The following is a 25999-nucleotide window of genomic DNA, read 5'->3' as shown; positions in this document are numbered from 1 at the left end:
CGCCAGGTTCAGCTGCACATAGACGGCCTTGCCGTCCGGGCTCTGGGCGCCCGCCGCGGTGAGGCGATCGCCCCACAGGTCCTGCACATGCTCGATATGCTTTGTGTCGCTTTTTAATTCACCGACCAGCTTGTCGTAGTAGGCGTGTGCCTGGTCGTCAAGCGGCTGTTGCCCCTCCAAGACCAGCATCGCGAAGCTGTCCGAGTCGGACTCTTTAAAGTCCTTGCCCATGCGCTGCATGGCCTGCACCGCCGGCGCGTCCTGGGGGGCGAGCGGAACCGAATGCTGTTGGCCCACAATCTCGAGCCGCGGCACCCCGAACGTCACCAGCAGGGTCAGCGCCACCCACCCGATGATGATGAACACCGCAAGGTGGCGGATGGACCGCGCGAAGCGCGAAGGCCGGGGTGGGTGCGAGGTCATAGTGCCCTCGACAGGCTGACGACGCTATTGCCCTGTGTCACAGTGTTCCCCACGGTTGCTGTTCCCATCCTGAAGTGGAAGCCGCCACCTATTGCGGCTGCTTCAGGAGCAGTGAACGCACCAACGGACGCGGGCCGGTGTGCCGCAGCATCGTGCTGGCCGGGCGGGGGCGCACCAGCTGTGGCCACCAGAACCAACGTCCCAGCAAGGCGGCGACGGAAGGCGTCATGAACGCCCGCACGATCAGCGTGTCGAACAGCAAGCCCAGCCCGATCGTCGTACCCGTCTGCCCGATGCTGCGTAGATCGCTGACCACCATCGATCCCATCGTGAACGCGAACACCAGGCCGGCGTTCGTCACGACCTTTCCGGTACCGCCCATCGCGCGGATGATGCCGGTGTGGATCCCGGCGCCCAGTTCCTCCTTCATGCGGGAGACCAGTAGCAAGTTGTAGTCGGAACCCACCGCCAACAGCACGATCACGGAGGTGGAAAGCACGGTCCAGTGCAGCTGCATGTGCAGCAGGTACTGCCATACCAGCACCGACAGCCCGAAGGACGCGCCGAGCGAGAGGAGCACCGTGCCGACGATGACCATGGCGGCGATAAAGCTTCGCGTCATGATCAGCATGATGATGAAAATGAGGCAGAGCGCGCTTACGCCGGCGATCAACAGGTCGAACTTGGAGCCGTCCACCAGATCTTTGGTGATTGCCGCGGTGCCGGTCAGATAAATCTTGGCATTTTCCAGGGGAGTGCCCTTGAGCGATTCCTCGGCCGCCGTCTTGATCTGTTCGACCCGCGCGAGGCCCTCGGGTGTCGCCGGGTCTCCCCGCTGCGAGATGAGCAGACGAACGTCCCTGCCGTCCGGCGACATGAACACCTTCTCAACCCGCTTGAAGGAATCAGAGCCATTGATGATCCCCGGCGGCAGATAGAACGAGTCGTCGTTTCTGGAGGCATCGAAAGCCTGCCCCATGGCACTGGGATCCTTTGCGCTGGAATCCATCTGGCCCATGACGCCGGACATGGTGCTGTGCATGGTCAGCATCATGCTGCGCATGCCCGACATGGTTTCGATCATGGGCGGGATCTGCATGACCAGCTGCGGCAGCAACGCATCCATCTGATCAAGATTGTTTACCAGGTCCTTGAGCTTGTCGCTGATCAAATCGACGCCGTCGAGCGTATCGAATATGGACCGCAACGAAAAGCAAACCGGAATGTCGTAACAGTGCTTTTCCCAATAAAAATAGCTACGGAGTGGTCTAAAGAAGTCCTCGAAATCCGAAATATGATCGCGAAGGTCCGACGTGATGTCCTGCATCTCATGCGTGGTCTGGGTGAGGTGATGCGTCGTCGCCACAAGCTCTCTCATCAGGTCCAGCATGTGCTGCATCATGCCGATCATCTTCCCCAGCTCGTTGGCCTGGGTGAGCATGTCGTCCATGCGGTCTTTTTGGAACGCCATGTTCTGCATCTGGCTCGCCTGGCCCATGCTGACGATCCACGGAATCGTGGTGTGCTGCAGCGGAACTCCCTCGGGGCGGGTCACGGTCTGCACGGTCGCAATGCCCGGGACGGCCAGAACGCCCTTGGCGAGCTTGTTGATCACCAGCATGTCCGTCGGATTGCGCAGATCGTGATCGGTCTCGATCAACAGAATCTCGGGCATCGACATGCGCTGACCGGGGAAGTGGCGGGCCGCGGCCGCGTACCCGACGTTGGCGGGGATGCTGGCCGGAATGAATTTCTGGTCGTCATAGCTGGGCCGGTAATTCGGCAGGGCCAACAGCCCGATCAGCGCGACGGCCAAGGACGCGATGAGGATGGGCGCGGGCCACCGGACGATCGCCGTGCCGATCCGTCGCCACCTGCGGGTCGACAGCGCCCGCCGCGGCTCGAACAGGCCGAACCGCGCCCCGGCGGCGATAAGGGCCGGCCCCAGCGTGATCGCGACCAGGACCGCGATCGAGATACCGACCGCACAGGGGATGCCCAGCGGCTGGAAATAGGGCAGCCGGGTGAAACTGAGGCAGAGCACCGCGCCGGCGATGGTCAAGCCGGAGGCCAAGACCACCTTGGCGACGCTGTTGAACGTCGTATAGAAGGCCTCTTCCCGGCTTTCGCCGGTCTGCCGCGCCTCCTGATATCGGCCGACGAAGAAGATGCCGTAGTCGGTACCCGTCGCGATAACGGCGGCGACCAGCAGGTTCACGGCGAACGTGGTGAGGCCGACCACCCCGAGATGACCGAGCAGCGCGACCATCCCGCGCGCGATCTGCAATTCCAGGCCGACAATCAACAACAGCAGAATGACCGTGACGATCGACCGATAGACGAGCAACAAGGTCAAGAAGATCACCGCAAGGCTCGCCAGCGTCACCAGCATAACGGTCTTTTGACCCGCGATATTCATGTCCGCGACGATGGGCGCGGGCCCCGTGACATAGACCTTCAGACCAGGTGGTGGCGAAGCGTCCTGCACGATCTTGCGGATCGCGGCCACGGACTCGTCACCCGCGGCCGCACCCTGGTTACCGTTCAGGTTCACCTGGACGTAAGCGGCCTTGCCGTCCTGGCTTTGCGCGGCGCCGCGGGTCAGCGGATCGCCCCAGAAGTTCTGGACGTGCTGCACGTGCCGATGATCGTCTTCGAGGAGCTTGACCAGGCGGTCGTAATACTTGTGCGCGTCGTCGCCGAGCTGCTGCTGGCCCTCCAGCAGGATCATGGCCAGGGCGCCGGAGTTGCTTTCCTTGAAGTCCTGGCCAAGGCGTTCCATGGCCTTGAAGGATGGCGCGCCCAGCGGGCTGAGCGATACCGCATTCTCCGCCTCGACCTGCTCCAGCGACGGGACGCCGATGCTGATGAGGACGGCGACCGCCAACCAGCCCAAGATGATGGGGACCGACAAGCGATGGATGAGCCGCGCGATCCGTGGTCGCGCGGCGGGCCGGGTCTCCAATGGGGGCGCGCTCATGTTGCCGTCAACACGCAGTAGGTGAAGGCATTCAATTCGTGCGAGATCCTCTCGGCTTTGACGACACCGTCGACCACGATGCGGCAGCCGAGACTATCGCTATTGCCCTGCGCGACCACATTGCCCACGATCGACGGCAACGTCGTCGAGATGTCGAACGTCCACGGCAGCTCGATGCCGTTGATGTGGTTCGGTTCGCCGTTGGCGTCAAAGTAGCTGATGTCGGCCATCGAGCCGGCGGGGCCGAAAACCTCGTACTTCACGTGCTTGGGATTGAACGGCTTGGTGTCTTGCTGCCGGGACTCGGCGTACGTCGGGCGCTTCTCGGAGCCGAAGACACCATGCAGCCGCGAGACGGTCATGCCTCCGGCGATGACGACGGCCACGATGACCAGCGGGATCCACAGCCGGCCCAGGAAACCGAAAAGCCCGGGTCCCCTTTTAGTTCTCGGCCGAGCCTTGGCAGGGCCGCGTTGCTGCTCGGGTTCTTTTGACGATCGACGACCAAAGCCCAGGAAACCGCGTTGGCTAATGTCTCGTCCTTCCGCGATGGTGTTGTCGGGCCGGGCCCGTACCTCCGATTCGACCACTGCACCCCCTTCAGCCGCACCGTCGCGCCCGCGCGGTGTTCGCCCCCGGCCATGCAACTACACATCGGCCGCGATCGCCCCAGGTGACGGCGCTCCGAATGCCAGGCCCGCCGCCGACCAGCCGTTTTTCTTTCACCTCTTGCGGGTCCCGCCCTCGGGGAGCGCGACCAGGTCTTGATGAGTAAACCACGGCAGTCGCTTCCGTATCAGTGCTTTGTCAACGCGATGCGGGATCGTAATGCCTATCGGGTATGCACGACATCTCCCTGATCACGAATCCGCCCGAGGACTCCCGCCCGTCGCACCGCCACCTAAGCACAACACACCGTACGTGTCACTGGCACAGATGGTTCAAGGATCCACGCGGAGCCGGGCCGTTCGCCTCGTGGTGATTTTCCGGCGCCCCACAGGTTCGGCTAAGCTATGTGGCGCTAAGCACAAAAACTTCATCGGCCTGAAGAAGGTGCCTGCCCCAATAGCGATATCGCGCAGTCCACGCCATTGAAGCAGGTCATTGCAACGCTTTTAGGGGCATCGGGGCCCCACCGCACGCCACGCACTCGACGGCGTCAACAGCCTGCTAGGCCACACCGGGAACTTTGTCCAAACCACGGACGAGCACTTTGGGGCTCAACTATGGTTTGGACCTGTTCCACTCATGTCCACTTATGCATCCTGGAGAATTGTGAGCATCAATCCCTTCGACGACGACAACGGCAGCTTTTTCGTCTTGGTGAACGACGAGGAGCAACACAGCTTGTGGCCGGCCTTCGCCGATGTTCCAGCTGGCTGGCGAGTGGTACACGGGGAAGCCGACCGAGCTGCGTGTTTGGAGTACATCGAGCAGCACTGGCCTGACATTCGGCCGAAGAGCCTGCGCGACAAGCTCGCAACGGGTCGGGGTTTTGAGCAGTAAGCAGCAGGGGTATGGGGCGGGCGGCGGAGACTTGGGGGAGTCGATGGAGGAAGATCGGGCACTTCCGCTAACGCGCGGTCAGCTTGACATCTGGTTGTCCCAAGAAGCCGGGTTCGCCGGCACCCAATGGCAGCTCGGTCTCCTGGTCAAAATCGACGGCACCGTCGACCACGACGCCCTCGAACGCGCAATCACCCAGGCGGTCGCCGAGGCCGAGCCGGGCAGGGTCTCGTTCTTCGAGGTCGACGGCCAGGTGGTGCAGAAACCGGTCGACTACCCGCATGTCGAGCTGACGCTCGACGACCTGAGGGACGCGTCCGACCCGGTACAGGAAGCCCGCGAGAGGGCTTCCGCCATCCAGCGCACACCGATGGCGCTGAACGGCCAGCTGTTCAAGTTCGTGCTCTTTCAAACAGGGCACGAGGAATTCTATTTGTTTGGTTGCTGCCACCACATCGCCATCGACGGTCTGGGCATGGCCCTGGTCTGCCGCCGCGTGGCAACCATCTATTCGGCGATGGTGGCCGGCAAGCCGATCCCCGACGCCTACTTCGGGTCGGCGCAGGATTTGGTGGACCTCGAGTCGAGCTACGAAGCCTCCGACGACTACGCCGAAGACAAGGCCTACTGGAGCGAGCACCTGCCGCCGGAGAGCGGGCCCGTCGACCGGCTGCCCACCGCCACCGGGGAGCAAGACCACTACTCGCCGTCGGCCTCGGTGCAGCTGGACCCCTCGGTTGCCAACCGGATCAAGGAGCTGTCGAAGAAGCTGGCCATCCGCCGGTTCTCGGTGACCACCGCCGCATGCGCCCTGCTGGTGCGCGGGTGGTCCGGCAGCGGTTCGGAGGTGGCGCTCGACTTTCCGGTCAGCCGGCGGGTGCGTCCCGAATCGAAGACGCTTCCCGCGATGCTCGCCGGCGTGGTGCCGCTGGTCCTGACGACCGAGCCCCAGTCGAGCGTCGCCGACTTCTGCAAGCACGTCGACAAGCGGATCCGCGAGCTTTTGCAGCATCAGCGTTTCCCGGTGCACACCCTGGAGGGTGACGGGCTGCGGCAAGCCCCGAATCGGGTCGGCATCAACTTCATCCCGTCCCGCCTGACGCTGGACCTCGCCGGCTCCCCGGCGACCGCGTCGTACACCAACCACGGCCCGGTCGGGCACTTCGGCCTCTTCTTCCTCGGCGCCGGCGACCAGTTGTTCCTCAGCACGGCGGGCCCCGGCCAGCCGTTCGCGAGCTTCGGCGTCGCCGACCTGGCCGGCCGGCTGCAGCAGATCCTCGAGGAGATGACCGCCGACCCGGACCGGCCGCTGTCGTCGATCGATCTGCTGACCCCCGACGAGCCCGCCCGCATCGACGAGTGGAGCAACCGGCCGGCGCTGCACGAGCCGGTGCCCGACCCCGTGTCGATCCCCCAGGCGTTCGCCGAGCACGTGCAGAACACGCCCGACGCGGTGGCGGTCACCTTCGGTGACCGCGCCCTGACCTTCGCCGAACTCGACGAAGCCTCCAACCGGTTGGGCCATCTGCTCGCCGGTCACGGCATCGGGCCGGGGGACTGCGTCGCGGTGATGTTCCCCCGCTGCGCCGACGCCATCGTCTCGATGCTGGCGGTGCTCAAGACCGGCGCGGCCTACGTGCCGATCGACCCGGCGCACGCGTCGTCCCGGATGGATTTCGTGCTCGCCGACGCGGGGCCCAGCGCGGTGATCACCACCGCGGACCTGCGCTCGCGGCTCGACGACCACGACGTCCTGGTCGTCGACGTCCACGACCCGGTCGTCGACAGCCAGCCCGGCACCGCGCTGCCGCTGCCGGCGCCGGAGAACACCGCGTACATCATTTACACCTCCGGAACCACCGGAACCCCCAAAGGCGTTGCGATTCCTCATCTCAACGTCACCTGGCTGATCGAGTCGCTCGACGCCGGCCTGCCCAAGGGCAACGTGTGGACCCAATGCCACTCGGCGGCCTTCGACTTCTCCGTCTGGGAGATCTTCGGCGCGCTGCTGCGGGGCAGGCGGCTGCTGATCGTGCCCGAATCGGTGGCGTCCTCCCCGGCGGATCTGCACGCGCTGCTGGTCGCGGAGAAAGTCAGCGTGCTGACCCAGACTCCGTCGGCCGTGGCGATGCTGCCGGCCGACGACCTGGAGTCCACCGCGTTGGTGGTGGCCGGTGAGGCCTGCCCGACCGACGTGGTCGATCGGTGGGCGGCGCCCGGACGCGTGATGCTCGATGCGTACGGCCCGACGGAGACCACGGTGTGCGCGTCGATCAGCAAGCCGTTGACGGCCGGGTCCTCGGTGGTGCCGATCGGCTCCCCGATAGCCGGCGCGGCGATGTTCGTGCTCGACAAATGGCTGCAGCCGGTGCCCGCCGGCGTGGTCGGCGAGCTGTACCTGGCGGGCCGCGGCGTCGGACACGGCTATGTGCGCCGGGCCGGGCTGACCTCAACGCGGTTCGTGGCCAACCCCTTTGGCGGTCCCGGCGCGCGGATGTACCGCACCGGCGACCTGGTGTGCTGGGGTCCGGACGGGCAGCTGCAGTACCTGGGCCGCGCCGACGAGCAGGTCAAGATCCGCGGCTACCGCATCGAACTCGGCGAGATCCAGGCCGTGTTGGCCGGCCTCGACGGAGTGGACCAGGCCGCGGTGATCGCCCGCGAGGACCGCCCCGGCGACAAGCGGCTGGTCGGCTACATCACCGGCACCGCCGACCCGGCCGCGTTGCGCGCCCAGTTGGCCGACAAGCTTCCGCCCTACATGGTCCCGACCGCGGTGATGGTGTTGGACACCCTGCCGCTGACCGGCAACGGCAAGCTCGACAAACGCGCCCTGCCCTCGCCCGAGTACGCCGCGAGTGAATATCGCGCCCCGGCCGACGCCATCGAGGAGATCCTGGCCGACATCTACGCCCAGGTGCTGGGCGTGGAACGCGTCGGCGTCGACGACTCCTTCTTCGACCTCGGCGGCGACAGCATCCTGTCGATGCAGGTGGTGTCGCGGGCCCGCGCGGCCGGCGTGATCTGCCGCCCGCGCGACATTTTCGTGGAGCAGACGGTCGCCCGCCTGGCGCGGGTGTCCGAGGTCGCCGCCGACGGTGAGCTCGGCGCGGTCGACGAGGGGATCGGGCCCGTGGTGGCCACCCCGATCATGCGCTGGCTGCAGACCATCGACGGCCCGATCGACGAGTTCAACCAGACCATGGTGCTGTCGGCACCGGCCGGAGTGACCGAAGCCGAGGTGACGGCGGTGCTGCAGGCGCTGCTCGACCGCCACCCCATGTTGCGGCTACGCGTGCAGGACGACGGCGCCGGCGGCTGGTCCCTCGAGGCGCCCGAGGGGGGGTCGGTGCAGGCCGGCGACTGCGTGCGTGCGGTCGACGCGTTGTCCGACGCGGCCTTGGTCGAGGCTCGCGGCCGGCTCAACATCGCCGACGGGATACTGGTGAGCGCGGTATGGGCAAGCGCGACAAACCAATTGGCGTTGGTCATTCACCACCTTGCCGTCGACGGCGTGTCGTGGCGGACCCTGATCGAAGACCTCAACATCGCCTGGGCCCAGCATCACAACGGCCAACCGGTGGAACTGCCGGTGCCAGGAACGTCTTTCGCCCGTTGGTCTTCGCTGCTGGCCGACTACGCGCAGACGCCGGCGGTGGCCGCGCAGGCCGACGCGTGGCGGCAGGTGGCAGCCACGCCGGCGGCATTGCCTGCGGCCGGGCCGGGGGACACCTACGCGACGGCCGGTCAGTTGTCGGCATCGTTGGATGTCGACACGACCCGGCTGCTGTTGGGGGAGGTGCCCGCGGCGTTTCACGCTGGGGTGCAAGACATTCTGTTGATCGCGTTCGGCTTGGCGTTCACCGAATTCCTGGGTGAGGCCGCGCCGATCGGTATCGACATCGAAGGGCACGGCCGCCACGAAGAGGTGGCCTCACGCGTTGACCTGTCGCGCACGGTGGGCTGGTTCACCACCAAATACCCTGCGGCGCTGAAGATCAACGGCCCCCTGAAGTGGTCGCAGGTGGTCGCCGGTGAGGCCGCACTGGGTGCGGTGATCAAGGACGCCAAGGAGCAGCTGCGCGCCCTGCCCGACGGCCTGACCTACGGACTGTTGCGCTACCTGAACGACGACGTCGACCTGCAGGGCGCAGACCCGGTGATCGGGTTCAACTACCTGGGCCGGCTGGCCGCGGGAGCCGACCTTTCCGAGGACCTGTGGCGGGTCAGCGAGGACAGCCTGTCGTCGGCGGCCGTGGCCACCGCGGTGGCAATGCCGTTGGCGCACACCGTGGAACTCAACGCCGGCACCATGGACACCGAGGCCGGCCCGCACCTGCACGCCAACTGGAGGTGGGCGCCGTCGGCGCTAACCGACGAGCAGGTAAACCGGTTGAGCCAATTGTGGTTTGACGCGCTGACCGGCATCTGCGCGCACGTGCGCGGCGGTGGTGGCGGGTTGACCCCGTCCGACATCGCCCCCGCCCGACTGGATCAGCAGCAGATCGACGAGCTCTGCCGTGCGCACCAGATCGCCGACGTGTTGCCGCTCAGCCCCGTCCAGCAGGGGTTGCTCTTCCACACCAGCTTCGCGCAGGAACTCGAAGACCTCTACGCGGTGCAGCTCGCCATCACCGTAAGCGGTTCCCTTGACGCGCAACGGCTTCGCGAGGCGGTGCAGACCGTCGTCAACCGCCACCCCAACCTGGCGGCCCGCTTCATTGACGAATTCGGTGAGCCGGTGCAGATCATCCCGGCCAAGCCGGTGATGGCGTGGAACTACATCGAGCTGGACGGCGGCGATGTCGACGCGCAGGTCGAGCAGCTGGCCGCGGCCGAGCGCACCGCGGTCTGCGACCTGGGCGGGGAGTCCCCGTTCCGGGCGGCGTTGATCCGCACCGCGCCCGACCGGCACCGGTTCGTGCTGACCATTCACCACATCGTCATCGACGGCTGGTCGCTGCCGGTCCTGATGCGCGAAGTGTTCGCCGGCTACTACGGCGAGCGGCTGCCCGCGCCGCCGTCGTACCGCAGTTACCTGATGTGGCTGGCCGCGCAGGATCGTCTTGGCGCCCAAGCGGCTTGGGGCGAAGCCCTCGCCGGCTTCGAAGCCCCCACGCTGGTGGCGCCGCCGGGCAAGATCGGCCGGCGCGCCGTTGCCACCTACACGGTTTCGGCGGACACCACCCGCGCGCTGAGCGAACTGGCCCGCTCCAGCCGCACCACCGTCAGCACCGTGCTGCAGGGCGCGTGGGCGCAACTGTTGACGTGGCTGACCGGCCAGCACGACGTGGCCTTCGGCACCGCGGTCTCGGGCCGGCCCACCGAACTGGCCGGCGCGGACGCCATGGTCGGCTTGCTGATCAACACCGTGCCGGTGCGCGCCGACATCGCCGCCGCGACCACCGTCGCCGATCTGCTGGAGCAGCTGCAGCGCGCCCACGCCGAAACGCTCGAGCATGAACACTTGGCGCTCAACGAGATTCATCGCGTCACCGGACACGACCAACTGTTCGACACGCTGTTCCTCTACGAGAACTACCCGATCGACGCCGGTGCGCTGCTGGGCGTCAACGAGCTGGCGGTCACCGAGTTCAGCAGCCGCGAGTTCAACCACTACCCGCTTTCCGTGGTGGCCACGCCCGGGCACGAGCTGAGCCTGCGCGTCGAGTACGACACCGAGGTGTTCGATGCGTCCGCCGTCGAAACACTGATCGACCGGTTGCGTCAGGTGATGGCCTCGATGGCCGCCGATCCCGCGCAACGGCTTTCGTCGATCGACCTGCTCGACGCCGCCGAGCACGAGCGGCTCGATGCCTGGGGCAACCGGGCCATGCTGACCCAGCGGCGGCGGGCACCCGCGTCCATTCCGGCGTTGTTCGCCGCCCAGGTGGGCCGCGCCGCCGACGCCGTGGCGATCACCTGCGGCGAGCGGTCGTGGACCTACCGCGAGGTCGAAGAGTCGGCAAACCGGTTGGCGCACTTGCTTTCCGAGCGGGGCGCCGGGCCGGGTCAGCGGGTCGCGGTGGTGATCCCACGCTCGGCTGAAGCGGTGATGGCGATCTTCGCCGTCCTGAAGACCGGGGCGGCGTATGTGCCGATCGACCCGAGCGTGCCGGCGGCGCGGTTGGAGTTCGTGCTCGGTGATGCTGCGCCGATCGCCGCGCTGACCACCGCCGAGGTGCGGCCACAGCTGGACGGCTTCGACGGCCTGGTCATCGACATCGACGACCCCGCCGTGGGCAGCCAGCCCACGACGGCCCTGCCGGTGCCGGCCCCGGAGAACATCGCCTACATCATCTACACCTCGGGAACCACCGGAACCCCCAAGGGTGTGGCCATCCCGCACCACAACGTGACGTTGTTGCTGGAGACACTGGATGCTCAGCTCGGGTTGGGCCAGGTGTGGACGCAGTGTCACTCGCTGGCGTTTGACTTCTCGGTGTGGGAAGTCTTCGGGTCCTTGCTGTATGGCGGGCGTCTGGTGATCGTGCCGGATGCCGTGGTGCGCTCGGCTGAGGACTTGCACGCGTTGTTGGTTCGCGAGCAGGTGAGTGTGCTCAGTCAGACGCCGTCGGCGTTCTATGCGCTGCAGAGCGCCGATGCGTTGGCGCCCGAGCTGGGTGAGCAGCTGAAGTTGCAGACGGTGGTCTTCGGTGGCGAGGCGCTCGAGCCGCAGCGGTTGTCGACGTGGCTGCACCGCCATCCCGGCCTGCCCCGGATGATCAATATGTATGGCATCACCGAGACGACGGTGCACGCCTCGTTCCGGGAGATCGTCGACGGGGACGTCGACAGCAACGTCAGCCCCATCGGGGTGCCGCTGGCCAACCTCGCCTTCTTCGTGCTGGACGGCTGGCTGCGTCAGGTGCCCGTCGGTGTGGTCGGTGAGCTGTACGTCGCCGGCGGCGGGCTGGCCACCGGCTACGTCGGGCGGCCGGGGCTGTCGGCCACCCGCTTCGTCGCCTGCCCGTATGGGGCACCCGGCGCGCGGATGTATCGCACCGGTGACCTGGTCCGGTGGGGCGCTGACGGTCAGCTGCAATACATGGGCCGCGCCGACGAGCAGGTCAAGATCCGCGGCTACCGCATCGAGCTCGGCGAAATCCAGGCCGCCCTCGCCTCGCTGTCCGGGGTCGAGCACGCGGCGGTGATCGCCCGCGAGGACCGCCCCGGCGACAAGCGGCTGGTGGGCTACATCACCGGCACGGCCGACCCGGCCGAGGTCCGCGCCCAGCTCGGCGAGCGGTTGCCGAGCTACATGGTGCCCTCGGCGGTGGTGGTGCTCGAGGCGCTGCCCCTGACGGTCAACGGCAAGCTGGACACCCGCGCGCTGCCAGCGCCGGAATATTCCGACGCCGACCGCTACCGCGCCCCGGTGAGCGCGATCGAGGAGATCCTGGCCGGCATCTACGCCCAGGTGCTCGGCGTGGAACGCGTCGGCGTCGACGACTCCTTCTTCGACCTCGGCGGCGACAGCATCCTGTCGATGCAGGTGGTGGCCCGCGCCCGGGCGGCCGGGGTGGTGTGCCGCCCGCGCGACGTCTTCGTCGAGCAGACGGTGGCCCGGTTGGCGCGGGTCGCCACGGTGGCCAGCGGTGACGACGACGTCGTCGACGAGGGGCTCGGGCCGGTGGTGGCCACGCCGATCATGCGGTGGCTGCAGGACATGGACGGCCCCGTCGAGCAGTTCAACCAGACCATGGTGCTCGCGGCGCCCGCGGAGGTCACCTTCGACGACGTGCCGGTGGTGGTGCAGGCGCTGCTGGATCGGCACGCGATGCTGCGGCTGCGCGTCGAGGACGACGGCGTCGGCGGCTGGTCGCTCGAGGTGCCCGAGGCGGGCTCGATCCAGGCCGGCGACTGCGTGGAGTCGGTCGATGTGCTGTCCGAGGCGGCGCTGGTCGACGCGCGGTCGCGGCTGAACCTGGCCGACGGCGTGTTGGTGCGTGCCGTATGGGCAAGTGCGACAAAGCAATTGGCGTTGATCATCCACCACCTGGCGGTGGACGGCGTGTCGTGGCGGACCCTGATCGAGGACCTCAACATCGCCTGGGCGCAGCACCACAGCGGGCAGCCGGTGGCCCTGCCGGTGGGCGGCACCTCGTTCGCCCGGTGGTCGTCGCTGCTGGACGAGTACGCGCGGCGCCCCGAGGTGGTCGAGCGGCTGGAGGAGTGGCGGCAGGTGGCCGCCGTGCCGGCGGTGTTGCCGCAGGCCCAGCCCGAGGACACCTACCTGACGGCCGGGCAGTTCTCGGCGTCGCTGGACGTCGAGACCACGCGGCTGCTGCTCAGCGAGGTGCCCGCGGCGTTCCACGCCGGTGTGCAAGACATCCTGTTGATCGCGTTCGGACTGGCCTGGACCCAGTTCGTGGGCACCGGCGCGCCGATCGCCATCGACGTGGAGGGTCACGGACGCAACGAGGAACTGGGCCCGCGGGTGGACCTGTCGCGCACGGTCGGCTGGTTCACCGCGAAGTACCCGGTGTCGCTGCGGGTCGGTGGGCTGTCCTGGGGCCAGGTCGTCGGCGGGGACGCGGCGCTGGGTGGGCTGGTCAAGGACGCCAAGGAACAACTGCGCGCCCTGCCGGACGGCTTGACCTACGGGCTGCTGCGCTACCTGAATGCCGAAGCGGCACTGGATGATCCGGATCCCGTCATCAGCTTCAACTATCTGGGTCGGCTCGGCGGCGGCGCCGCCGAATTGTCCGCCGAGCTGTGGCAGCTGGCCCCGGACAGCTTCGCGATGGCCGGCGCGGCGGGCGCGGTGGCGCTGCCGTTGCCGCACACGGTGGAGCTCAACGCCGGCACCATGGACACCGCGGACGGCCCGCACCTGCAGGCCAACTGGACCTGGGCGCTCTCGGCGCTGGACGAGAAGCAGATCAGCCGGCTCAGCGAGCTGTGGTTCGACGCACTCGCCGGCATCTGCGCGCACGTGCGCAACGGCGGCGGCGGGTTGACCCCGTCCGACGTCGCGCCCGCCCGCCTGAGCCAGCGCGACCTCGACGAACTGCAGCAGCGGTACCAGATCGCCGACGTGTTGCCACTGACGCCGTTGCAGCAGGGGCTGTTGTTCCACACCGGCACCGCCCAGGGTGGCGAAGAATCCGAAGACCTCTATGCCGTGCAGCTCGACATCTCGGTCACCGGTGCCATCGACCCCGAGCGGCTGCGCCAGGCGGTGCACGCCGTCATCACGCGCCATCCCAACGTGGTGGCCAGCTTCCTGGAGGACTTCGGGGAGCCGGTGCAGGTTCTCTCGGCCGACCCGGAGCTGGCCTGGCAGTACGTCGAGCTGGACGCCGGCGACGACGTCGAAGCACAGGTGGACCGGTTGTCCACCGCCGAACGCGTCGCCGTCTGCGATCTGGCCGGGCAGCCCCCGTTCCGGGGCACCCTGATCCGCACCGCGGAGAACACCTACCGATTCGTGCTCACCAACCACCACATCGTGCTCGACGGCTGGTCCAAGCCGCTCCTGCTGCAGGAGATCTTCGCCAGCTACTTCGGGGTGCGGCTACCGGCGCCGGTGCCGTATCGCAGCTTCATCACCTGGCTCTCGGAGCAGGATCGGGCCGCCGCGCAGGCCGCGTGGCGCGAGGTGCTCGAGGGCTTCGAGACCCCCACGCTGGTGGGGCCGTCGGGCCGCACCGGGCTCGGCCCGCGCGGCGTCGCCGAGTTCGCAGTGTCCGCGGAGACCAGTCGTTTGCTGGGCGAATTGGCCCGTTCGTGCCGCACGACGGTCAGCACGGTGTTGCAGGCGGCGTGGGCGCAGCTGCTGATGTGGCTTACCGGGCAGCACGATGTGGTGTTCGGCACAGCGGTTTCGGGTCGACCGACGGAATTGGCCGGATCCGACGCGATGGTGGGCCTTTTGATCAACACCGTTCCGGTGCGGGCCACGATCGGCGCCGAAACCACCATCGCCGACCTGCTTGACCAGCTGCAACGCGCCTACACCAACACCCTGGACCACCAGCATTTAGCACTGAATGAAATCCATCGTGTAACGGGACATGACCAAATTTTCGACACAATGTTCGTGTACGAGAACTATCCCATCGATACTGCCGCGCTATCGGCCGTGGACGAGTTAACTATTAGTGGATTCACGAATCGGGAATACAACCACTACCCGCTTTCGGTGCAAGCTGTGCCAGGCCACGAAATAGGTCTTCGCGTCGAGTTCGATACGGACGTGTTTGGCGAGGCGAGGATCGAGAAGCTAGTTGAGCGATTTCGGCGGGTGCTGGAAGCCATGACCGTGGACTTGGAGGAGCAGTCATGACCGTCGGTGCGGGACGGCGATTGTTGTCGATCGATCTGCTGGATGGCGGCGAGCACGACCGACTCGATGAGTGGGGTAACCGCGCCGTCCTGACCAAGCCGGTCAAATCTCCGAAATCGATCCCCGAGGTGTTCGCGACGCAGGTGGCGCGTGACCCTCAGGCCGTGGCGCTGACGTTCGGCGATCGCTCGCTGACCTATCGCGAGCTCGATGAGGCCGCCAACCGCCTGGCGCACCTGCTGGCCGAGCAGGGCGCGCGCCCGGGTGAGTGCGTCGCGTTGCTGTTCTCGCGTTCGGCCGAGGCGATCATCGCGATTCTCGCGGTGCTCAAGACCGGGGCCGCCTACCTCCCCATCGACCCGGCGCTGCCGTCCGCGCGCATGGAATTCATGCTCGGCGACGCCACACCGATCGCGGTGGTGACCACGGCCGGCCTGCGCACCCGGCTGGACGGATTCGACCTGCCCGTCATCGACGTCGACGAAGCCGCGGCGGACGGCCAGCCCAGCAGCGAGCTGCCCGGGCCGGCGCCCGAGGACATCGCGTACATGATCTACACCTCGGGCACCACCGGAACCCCCAAGGGCGTCGCGGTCACCCACCGCAACGTGACCGAGTTCCTGCGGACGTTGCACGCCGATCTGCCGACCGGGCCGGGGAAGGTCTGGTCGCAGTGGCACTCGCTGGTCTTCGACGTCTCCGTCTGGGAGATCTGGGGCGCGCTGCTGCACGGCGGCCGCCTCGTGGTGGTGCCCGAGTCCGTCGCCGGCTCACCCGATGAGCTGCACGCCCTGCTGGTCGCCGAGAAGGTCAACGTCCTGAGCCAGACCCCGTCGGCGGTGGGCATGCTCTCGCCGGAGGGCCTGGACGACACCGCCCTGGTGGTGGCCGGTGAGGCCTGCCCGGCCGAGGTGGTCGACCGGTGGGCGCCGGGACGGGTGATGATCAACGCCTACGGCCCGACCGAGGCCACCGTGTACGCCGCGATGAGCACGCCGTTGGCGGGCGACTCCGGGGCCCCGCCGATCGGCTCGCCGGTTCCCGGCGCGGCGTTGTTCGTGCTGGACAAGTGGCTGCGGCCGGCGCCGGAAGGCGTGGTCGGTGAGCTGTATGTGGCCGGCCGCGGCGTCGCCACCGGCTACGCCCGCCGGTCCGGATTGACGGCCTCGCGCTTTGTGGCCTGCCCGTTCGGCGGGCCGGGCGCGCGGATGTACCGCACCGGTGACCTGGTCCGCTGGGGCGCCGACGGCCAGTTGCAGTACCTTGGTCGCGCCGACGAGCAGGTCAAGATCCGCGGCTACCGCATCGAGCTCGGCGAGATCCAGTCGGCGCTGGCCGCGCTGGACGGCGTGGACCAGGCGGCGGTGATCGCCCGCGAGGACCGCCCCGGCGACAAGCGCCTGGTGGGTTACATCACCGGGACCGCCGACCCGACCGAACTGCGCACCCAGCTGGGCAAGCGGCTGCCGGCCTACATGGTCCCGGCCGCGGTCGTCGTGCTGGAAAGCCTGCCGCTGACGGTCAATGGCAAGCTGGACAAGCGCGCCCTGCCCGCGCCCGAGTACCACAAGCGCGGCGGCCAGTACCGCGCCCCCAGCAACCACACCGAGGAGATCCTGGCCGGCATCTACGCCCAGGTGCTGGGTGTGGAGCGGGTCGGTGTGGACGACTCGTTCTTCGATCTGGGCGGCGACAGCATCCTGTCGATGCAGGTGGTGGCCCGCGCCCGCGCGGCCGGCGTGATGTGCCGCCCGCGCGACGTGTTCGTCGAACAGACCGTCGCCCGGCTGGCCCGCGTGGCCACTGACGGCGCCGACCAGGACGACGTGGTCGACGAGGGGATCGGGCCGGTGCTGGCCACCCCGGTCATGCACTGGCTGCAAACCGTGCAAGGCCCGATCGACGACTTCAACCAGACCATGGTGCTGGCCGCTCCCGCGGGCGTCACCTCCGACGACGTCGTCGTCGTGCTGCAGGCCCTGCTGGACCGGCACCCCATGCTGCGGCTGCGCGTCGAGGACGACGGCGAGGGCGGCTGGTCGCTGCACGCGCCCGAACCGGGCACCGTGCAGGCCGGCGACTGCCTGCAGACCGTCGACGAGCTGTCCGATACCACGCTGGTGGCGGCCCGGTCCCGGCTGAATCCGGGCGCCGGAATCATGGTGAGCGCCGTCTGGGCAAGCGAGACAAGTCAATTGGCGTTGATCATCCACCACGTGGCCGTCGACGGCGTGTCGTGGCGGACCCTGATCGAGGACCTCAACATCGCCTGGGCGCAGCACCACCGCGGCCAGCCGGTGGCGCTGCCCGCCGGCGGCACCTCGTTCGCCCGCTGGTCCTCGCTGCTCGCCGAGCACGCGTTGAGCCCCGAGGTGGTCGAGCAGGCCGACGCCTGGCGCGAGGTCGTCGCCACCCCGGCCGTGCTGCCCGCGGTGCGCCCCGAGGAGGACACCTACCAGACCGCCGAGCAGCTCTCGGTGTCGCTGGACGTCGAGACCACCCGGCTGCTGCTGGGCGAGGTGCCCGCGGCGTTCCACGCCGGCGTGCAGGACATCCTGTTGATCGCGTTCGGGATGGCCTGGACGCAGTTCCTGGGTAAGAGCACGCCGATCGGCATCGACGTCGAGGGCCACGGCCGCCAGGAAGAGCTGGGCCCGCACGTCGACCTGTCCCGCACCGTCGGCTGGTTCACCACCAAATACCCGGTGTCGTTGACGGTCGACGGCCTGGACTGGTCGAACGTGGTCGCCGGCGACGACGCGCTGGGCGCGGCGGTCAAGGCCACCAAGGAGCAGCTGCGTGCCCTGCCCGACGGGCTGACCTACGGCCTGCTGCGCTACCTGAACCCCGACATCGACCTGGGTGGAACCGACCCGGTGATCGGCTTCAACTACCTGGGACGGCTCGGCGCGGCCGCCGACCTGCCCGGCGAGTTGTGGCGGCTGAGCCCGGACAGCCTGTCGCTGAGCGGCGCGGCCGCGGCGGTCGCGATGCCGCTGATGCACACCGTCGACCTCAACGCCGGCACCATGGACACCGAGGAAGGCCCGCACCTGCACGCCAACTGGACGTGGGCGGCCTCGGCGATGGACCGCGAGCAGATCAGCCGGCTCAGCCAGCTGTGGTTCGAGGCCCTCACCGGGATCTGCGCCCACGTGCAGGGCGGCGGCGGCGGGCTGACCCCGTCCGACATCGCACCCGCGCGCCTGAACCAGCGCCAGATCGACGAGCTGAGCAAGCAGCACCAGGTCGCCGACATCCTGCCGCTGACGCCGCTGCAACAGGGCCTGCTGTTCCACGCCAGCTTCGCGCAGGACCCGGGCGACGACGTCTACGCGGTGCAGCTCGGCATCACCGTGACCGGCGAGCTGGACTCGCACCGCCTGCACGACGCGGTGCACACCGTGGTCAACCGCCACCCCAACCTGGCGGCCCGGTTCTGCCCGCAGTTCGGCGAGCCCGTCCAGGTCATCCCGGCCGACCCGGTCATGGCCTGGCGGTACATCCAGCTGGGCGCCGAGGATCTGGACCCCGAACAGCGGGTCGAGGAGCTGTGCGCCGCCGAACGTGCCGCGGTCAGCGATCTGGCCAACCGGCCGGCATTCCGCGCCGCGCTGATCCGCACCGCGGACAACCGGTACCGGTTCGTGCTGACCAACCACCACATCGTCATGGACGGCTGGTCGCTGCCCATCCTGCTGCGCGAGATCCTCGCCAACTACTACGGGGACCAGCTGCCCGCGCCGGCCACCTACCGCAGCTACCTGACCTGGCTAGCCAGCCAGGATCGCACGGCCGCGCAAGCCGCGTGGCGGCAGGTGCTCGACGGATTCGACACCCCCACCCTGGTGGGACCGGCCGGCCGGATGCGGCTGGGCCGGCGGGCCGTTGAGTCCTACCGGCTGTCCGCGGAGACCACGCGCGCCCTGGGCGAGCTCGCCCGCACCTGCCACACCACCGTCAACACCGTGCTGCAGGCCGCGTGGGCGCAGCTACTGATGCGGCTGACCGGCCAGCATGACGTCGCGTTCGGCACCGCGGTGTCGGGCCGGCCGGCCGACCTGATCGGCGCCGAGTCCATGGTGGGTCTGCTGATCAACACCGTGCCGGTGCGGGCCAGCATCACCGCGGAGACCACCGTCGCCGACGTGCTGGAGCAGTTGCAGCAACACCACAACGACACCCTCGAACACGAGCACCTGGCGCTGAGCGACATCCACCACGTGACCGGTCACGACGCGCTGTTCGACACCTTGTTCCTGTACGAGAACTATCCGATCGACACCAGCGTGCCGCTGGGCTTCCACGAGCTGGCCATCACGGATGTCACCAACCGCGAGTACAACCACTACCCGCTGTCGGTGATGGCGCTGCCGGGCCGGGAACTCGGCCTGCGCGTCGAGTTCGACACCGACGTGTTCGACGCGGGCGGCATCGAGAAGCTGACCGAGCGGTTCCAGCGGGTGCTGTCCGAGATGACGGCCGATCCGACCCGACGGCTGATGTCGCTGGACGTCGTGGACGAGCACGAGCACGCCTGGCTCGACGAGCGCGGCAACCGCGCGGTGCTGAGCCAGCCGCCGACCGCCAAGTCGATCCCCGCGATGTTCGCCGCCCAGGTGGCCAGCACCCCGGACGCACCGGCGCTGACCTTCGACGGCAGCACGATGACCTACCGGGACCTCGACGAGGCCGCCAACCGGATGGCGCACCTGCTGACCGAAGAGGGCGCCGGGCCGGGCGAGCGGGTCGCGCTGTTGTTCTCGCGGTCCGCCGACGCGATCGTCGCCATCCTTGCAGTGCTCAAGACCGGGGCGGCGTACCTGCCGATCGACCCGGCGCTGCCGGCCGCCCGGATCGAATTCCTGCTCACCGACGCCGAGCCGGTCGCCGTGGTCACCACCTCGGCGCTGCGGGAGCGGCTGGACGGCTGCAGCCCGACGGTCATCGACGTCAACGACCCGGCGCTGGCCAACCAGCCCGGCACGGCGCTGCCGATGCCGTCGTCGGACAACATCGCCTACGTCATCTACACCTCGGGAACCACCGGTGTCCCCAAGGGTGTGGCCGTCACGCACGCGAACGTCGCGCAGTTGGTGGAGACGCTGCACGCCGACCTGCCGGAGGCGGGGGTGTGGGCGCAGTGGCACTCACTGGTCTTCGACGTCTCAGTGCACGAGATCTGGGGCGCGCTGCTGCACGGCGGCCGCCTGGTGGTGGTGCCCGAGTCGGTCGCGGCCGCGCCCGACGAGCTGCACGCGCTGTTGGTCGCCGAACAGGTCACCGTGCTGAGCCAGACCCCGTCGGCGGTCGGCATGCTCTCGCCCGAGGGCCTGGAGTCGACGGCGCTGGTGGTTGCCGGTGAGGCCTGCCCGGTCGAGGTCGTCGACCGGTGGGCGCCGGGACGGGTGATGATCAACGCCTACGGCCCGACGGAGGCCACGGTCTACGCGGCCATGAGCGCGCCGCTGAAGAGCGGCACGGGATCGGCGCCCATCGGTTCGCCGGTGCCGCGCGCCGCGCTGTTCGTGCTGGACCGGTGGCTGCGCCCGGCACCCGAGGGTGTCGTCGGCGAGCTGTACATCGCCGGTCACGGTGTGGCGACCGGGTATTCACGCCGGCCCGGCCTGACGGCGGGGCGCTTCGTCGCCTGCCCGTTCGGCAGCCCGGGTTCGCGGATGTATCGCACCGGCGACCTGGTCCGCTGGGGCCGCGACGGTCAGCTCGAGTACCTGGGCCGCGCCGACGAGCAGGTCAAGCTGCGCGGCTACCGCATCGAGCTCGGTGAGGTGCAGGCCGCCCTGGCCGCGCTCGACGGCGTCGAGCAGGCCGCGGTGATCGCCCGCGAGGACCGCCCCGGCGACAAGCGCCTGGTCGGCTACATCACCGGAACCGCCGACCCGGTCGGCATCCGCGTCCAGCTGGCCGACCGGCTGCCCGCCTACATGGTGCCGGCCGCGGTGGTGGTGTTGGACGCGCTGCCGCTGACGGTCAACGGCAAGCTGGACAGGCGCGCCCTGCCCGCACCGGAGTACCAGAAGCGCGGCGGCGAGTACGTCGCGCCGGGCGACCCCACCGAAGAGATCGTCGCCGACGTCTTCGCCCGCGTCCTCGGCATGGACCGGGTGTCGGTCGAGGACTCCTTCTTCGAGCTGGGCGGGGACTCGCTGTCCGCGATGCGGGTGATCGCCGAGATCAACACCGCCGTCGACGGCGCGCTGTCGGTGCGCACCCTGTTCGACTCGCAAACGGTCCGCAGCCTGAGCCAGCGGATCACCAGTGGGGCCGACACCGAGGGCGCCGCCGGACCCGGCTTTGCGGCGGTGCACGGCGCCGACGCCAAGGAGGTGCACGCCCGCGACCTCACCCTGGACAAGTTCATCGACGCGACGACGCTGTCGACCGCGCCGACGCTGCCCGGGCCGAGCGCCGAGGTCCGGACGGTCCTGCTGACCGGTGCCACCGGGTTCCTGGGCCGCTACCTGGTGCTCGAATGGCTCGAGCAGCTGGAAGTCGTGGGCGGCAAGCTGATCTGCCTGGTGCGGGCCAAGTCCGACGAGGACGCGTGGGCCCGGTTGGAGAAGACCTTCAACAGCGGCGACCCGGAACTGCTGGCGCACTTCCAGGAACTGGCCGAGGAGCACCTGCAGGTCGTCGCCGGCGACAAGGGCCAGGCCAACCTCGGCCTGGACGAGGCGACCTGGCAGCGGCTGGCCGACACCGTCGACCTGATCGTCGACTCGGCGGCCGTCGTCAACGGCGTCCTGCCCTACAACGAGCTGTTCACCCCCAACGTCGGGGGCACCGCGGAGCTGATCCGGTTGGCGCTCACCACCAAGAAGAAGCCGTACGCATATGTGTCGACTTCAGACGTGGGCCGCCAGATCGACCCGGCGGCGTTCACCGAGGACGCCGACATCCGGGTCATCAGCGCCACCCGCGTCATCGACGGCGGCTACGCCAACGGGTACGGCAACAGCAAGTGGGCGGGCGAGGTCCTGTTGCGCGAGGCGCACGACCTGTGCGGGCTGCCGGTCTCGGTGTTCCGCTCCGACATGATCCTGGCCGACACCAGTTACGCCGGCCAGCTCAACGTCGCGGACATCTTCACCCGGATGATCCTGAGCGTCGTGGCCACCGGCGTCGCGCCCAAGTCGTTCTATCAGCTCGACGCCGATGGCAACCGGCAGAGCGCGCACTTCGACGGCCTGCCCGTCGAGTTCGTCGCCGAGGCGATCGCCAAGCTGGGCGCCCAGGTGATGGACGGGTTCGAGACGTACCACGTGATGAACCCGCACGACGACGGCATCGGCCTCGACCAATACGTCGATTGGCTGATCGAAGCGGGCTACCCGATCGAACGCGTCGACGACTTCGGCGAGTGGCTGCAACGCTTCGAGACCGGCCTGCGGGGTCTGCCGGAGCGGCAGCGGCAGAACTCGGTGCTGCAGATGTTGATGTTGCTGCTGCGCGACCCGAAGAACCTGCAACCCGCCGAACCGGCCCGGGGCGCCTTCGCGCCGACGGATCGCTTCCGCGCCGCCGTGCAGGAAGCGAAGGTCGGCTCCGACAACGACATCCCGCATGTGAGCGCGCCGGTGATCGTCAAGTACGTCACCGATCTGCAGCTGCTCGGTTTGCTGTAATCCCTCCGGGGAGTCCGAAAGCGGCGTGGTCCTTCCGGGCCACGCCGCTTTTGCGTCATGCGCGATTCGTTTTGATGGTCGGGTACCGGCGGCGGGGACCTGATCGCCTATAACGCGGCGATAACGGTCTATGCCGCAGTGCGTGGCGACCAACGCCAAAACCCCCCCAAAAACATGCCATACCGTATGGTGCTGAGAGAATCTTAACCAGTACTTGAGGTATGTATCAAGGCCTGAAGGCTGAGTTAAAACCATTCTTTTGGGGGATTCACAGGACATCAAGTTTGGATAACCCTGGACCAACGGGGTGGTCGTCTATTAGCCTTCCAAACTGTTGCACTCATGTTGACTACGGCGTCATCGGAGTGGGGAGCGTCAACCGTGTTGTGGCGGCGACGCTTCCCGGCCCAGTCGTCCCGGCCAACGACGAGCGGCAACCGAGGTTGCGGTCGGTCTTTGCCGACGCTACGCCCGATCGCCGGGTGAAGCGCCGCGAAGTAGACCGCGCCGAGTGCCGGGGCTACCTCGAGCAGCAGCGCACCGGGCTACGGCCCGAACGCCCGCCCGAGCGGCCCCACTCAACCGGGGGGTTGAAAGGAACGCCCTGTGGTTGGGGAGATGGATGGAGCTTGACGGCCGAACGCTTCCGCTCACTCGCGGACAGCTAGACCTATGGCTTGCGCAGCAGACGGGTCACTCCGACACGGAGTGGCAGCTGGGACTGTTCGTGCGGATCAACGGCACGGTCCAGCGCGACGCCTTGCAGTGGGCGATCCGGCAAGCCGTGCACGAAGCGGAACCGACCAGGGTCGCCTTCGTCGAGGTCGACGGCGACGTCGTCCAGCGCCCGATCGACAACCCGAACGTCGAGCTGACGTTCGACAACCTGAGCGACCTGCCCGAGCCCGTCGAAGAAGCCCGGCGCAGAGCGCTGGCCATCCAGCGAACGCCCATGCCGCTCACCGAGCCGCTGTTCAAGTTCGTTCTCTTTCAGACCCGGCGCGACGAGTACTTCTTGTTCGCCTGCTGCCACCACATCGTGATCGACGGGACCGGCGTCGGGCTGGTCGGCCATCGGATCGCCGCCATCTACTCCGCGATCGTGTCCGCCGGACCCATCCCGACGGCCGTCTTCGGCTCACTGCGCGAGCTGGTCGACTGCGAATCTCGCTACGAGGCATCCGCCGAGTACCGGGATGACGAGGCCTACTGGCTGGCGAACCTGCCGCCCGAACGCGACGGGCAGCACCGCGTTTCCGACGGCGCGGGGGAGCGTAATCCGTGGCCGTCGGCTCCGGTGGCGCTGGACCCCGGGGTGGTGCGCCGGGTGCACCGGTTCTCCGACGTGTGGGGCGTATCCCAGACGTCGGTCATCACCGCGGCCTGCGCCCTGTTGGTCCGCGGCTGGTGCCCCGACGGTCCGGAGGTGGTGCTCGATTTCCCGGTCAGCCGCCGCGTGCGCCCGGAGTTGAAGACGCTTCCCGGAATGGTTGCCGGCGTTGTGCCGCTGGTGATCACCGCCGCGCCGGCATCGACGGTCGCCGAGTTCTGCAAACACGTCGAGGCGCGCATCGACGAGGCGGTAGCGCACCAGCGATTCCCGGTGCACGCGCTCGAGCGCAAGGTCCGCGGCCTGACGAAGTCGCCGGAGCGGGTCAGCGTCAACTTCATCCCGTCGGCATTCACGTTGCCCTTCGGCGGTGTCACGGCCTCGGCCTCCTACACGAATTCCGGTCAGGCGGACGGCTTCGGCCTCATCTTCACCAGTGACGGCGACCAACTCTTCCTCAGCACCGCGGGCAGGTGGGCGCCCTGGTCTGGCCTCGACGCCCCCGACCTTGCCGCGCTACTGCAGCGGCTACTGGTTGCGATGACGGCTGACCCGACCCGGCCGCTGCTGGCGCTGGATGTGATCGACGAGAACGCGCACGCCCGGCTGGCCGCGTGGGGCAATGCGTCGGCGTTGGGTCGTGCGGTGGTGCCGGCGTCGGTGGTGGAGTTGTTCGGCGGGCAGGTGGCGCGGACTCCGGACGCGGTGGCGGTGACGTTCGAGGACCGGTCCATGTCTTATCGGGAGCTTGACGAGGCGGCCAATCGGTTGGCGCATCTGCTGGTCGAGTCCGGTGCGGGCCCGGGTGGGGTTGTGGCGCTGCTGTTGTCGCGGTCGGCCGAGGCGATCGTGGCGATCGTGGCGGTGCTCAAGTCCGGGGCGGCGTATCTGCCGATCGACCCGGGGTTGCCCGATGCGCGGGTGGAGTTCATGCTGACCGATGCCGCCCCGAGGGTCGCGGTCACCACCGCCGAGCTGGTGGATCGGCTCGGGGGGTTTGGTGGGGTGGTCGTCGATGTCGGAGATGCGGCGGTGGCGGACCAGCCGAGCACCCCGCCGCCGGGGCCGTCGCCGGCTGATGTGGCGCATGTGATCTACACGTCGGGGACCACGGGTGTGCCCAAAGGCGTTGCGGTCACCCATCACAACGTTGCGCAGCTCTTCGACGATCTGGATATCGGGGTCGAGCTGTCGGCCGAGCAGGTGTGGACGCAGTTCCACTCGTATGCCTTCGACTTCTCGGTGTGGGAGATCTGGGGGGCGCTGCTGCATGGTGGTCGGTTGGTGGTGGTTCCCGAGGTGGTGGCCCGCTCGCCTGAGGAGTTCCACGCCCTGCTGGTGGGTGAGGGTGTGACGGTGTTGACCCAGACCCCGTCGGCGGCCGGGATGCTGTCGGTCGAGGGGTTGGATTTCACGGCGTTGGTGATCGGGGCCGAGCCGTGTCCGCCGGAGCTGGTGGACCGCTGGGCGCCGGGCCGGGTGATGGTCAATGTGTATGGCCCCACCGAAACCACCATGTGGGTGTCCCACAGTGTGCCCCTGATCGCGGGGTCGGGTGCGCCGCCAATCGGATCGCCCGTATCGGGGTCCGCGCTCTGTGTGCTCGACGGGTGGCTGCGCCCAGTCCCCGTGGGTGTGGTGGGGGAGCTGTACATCACCGGGGCCGGAGTGGGCGTCGGCTATCTGGGTCGCGCGGCACTGACCGCGTCGCGGTTTGTGGCCTGCCCGTTCGGCCAACCCGGCACCCGTATGTATCGCACTGGGGATCTGGTGTGCTGGGGTCCCGATGGGCAGTTGCGGTATCGGGGGCGCGCCGATGAGCA

7 protein-coding genes are annotated in these 25999 nt (G+C 68.2%); 4 read left to right on the top strand and 3 right to left on the bottom strand.

Going from position 1 to position 25999, the window contains the following annotated elements:
• From A5646_RS16395 to A5646_RS16385, 3 genes are all read right to left on the bottom strand, one after another.
• Positions 1-423: MMPL family transporter (locus tag A5646_RS16395; protein ID WP_082984763.1), on the bottom strand; the 423-nt coding region annotated here is incomplete at its 3' end.
• An 88-nt stretch (positions 424-511) separates the two neighbouring features.
• Positions 512-3403 carry an RND family transporter gene (locus A5646_RS16390; protein ID WP_067022706.1) on the bottom strand — a complete coding sequence of 964 codons (2892 nt, stop codon included), beginning with the start codon at positions 3401-3403 and terminating at the stop codon, positions 512-514.
• A complete protein-coding gene (locus tag A5646_RS16385) occupies positions 3400-3819 on the bottom strand; it encodes an MmpS family protein (RefSeq protein ID WP_067022708.1) in 420 nt (139 codons plus the stop codon). The genes A5646_RS16390 and A5646_RS16385 overlap by 4 nt, the downstream gene beginning before the upstream one ends.
• Before the next feature lie 859 nt (positions 3820-4678).
• On the opposite strand from A5646_RS16385, the gene A5646_RS16380 reads away from it, so the two are divergent.
• From A5646_RS16380 to A5646_RS16365, 4 genes are all read left to right on the top strand, one after another.
• Complete coding sequence (locus A5646_RS16380; RefSeq protein WP_066871596.1) at positions 4679-4909, top strand: MbtH family protein; 231 nt, start codon at positions 4679-4681, stop codon at positions 4907-4909.
• Positions 4910-4952: 43 nt separating this feature from the next.
• Positions 4953-15200, top strand: a complete 10248-nt coding sequence (locus A5646_RS16375; protein WP_067022703.1) for a non-ribosomal peptide synthetase — start codon at positions 4953-4955, stop codon at positions 15198-15200.
• On the top strand, positions 15197-22846 hold the full coding sequence (locus A5646_RS16370) for a non-ribosomal peptide synthetase (protein WP_067022699.1): 7650 nt from the start codon (positions 15197-15199) through the stop codon (positions 22844-22846). Before A5646_RS16375 ends, A5646_RS16370 begins: the two co-directional genes overlap by 4 nt.
• Before the next feature lie 622 nt (positions 22847-23468).
• Positions 23469-25999, top strand: a 2531-nt coding sequence (locus tag A5646_RS16365) for an amino acid adenylation domain-containing protein (protein WP_156765627.1), incomplete at its 3' end; no start/stop codon positions are given.

It is taken from the genome of Mycobacterium sp. 1245499.0 (assembly GCF_001673615.1).
Lineage (GTDB): Bacteria > Actinomycetota > Actinomycetes > Mycobacteriales > Mycobacteriaceae > Mycobacterium > Mycobacterium europaeum_A.
Note: the sequence above shows the minus strand (reverse complement) of the source record. Positions and strands in the feature narration are given on the sequence as shown.

Bases quoted from the DNA above. Each gene is read 5' to 3' on its own strand.
- A5646_RS16390 (WP_067022706.1), bottom strand. From the start codon at position 3,403: ATGAGCGCGCCCCCATTGGAGACCCGGCCCGCCGCGCGACCACGGATC.
- A5646_RS16375 (WP_067022703.1), top strand. From the start codon at position 4,953: ATGGAGGAAGATCGGGCACTTCCGCTAACGCGCGGTCAGCTTGACATC.
- A5646_RS16370 (WP_067022699.1), top strand. From the start codon at position 15,197: ATGACCGTCGGTGCGGGACGGCGATTGTTGTCGATCGATCTGCTGGAT.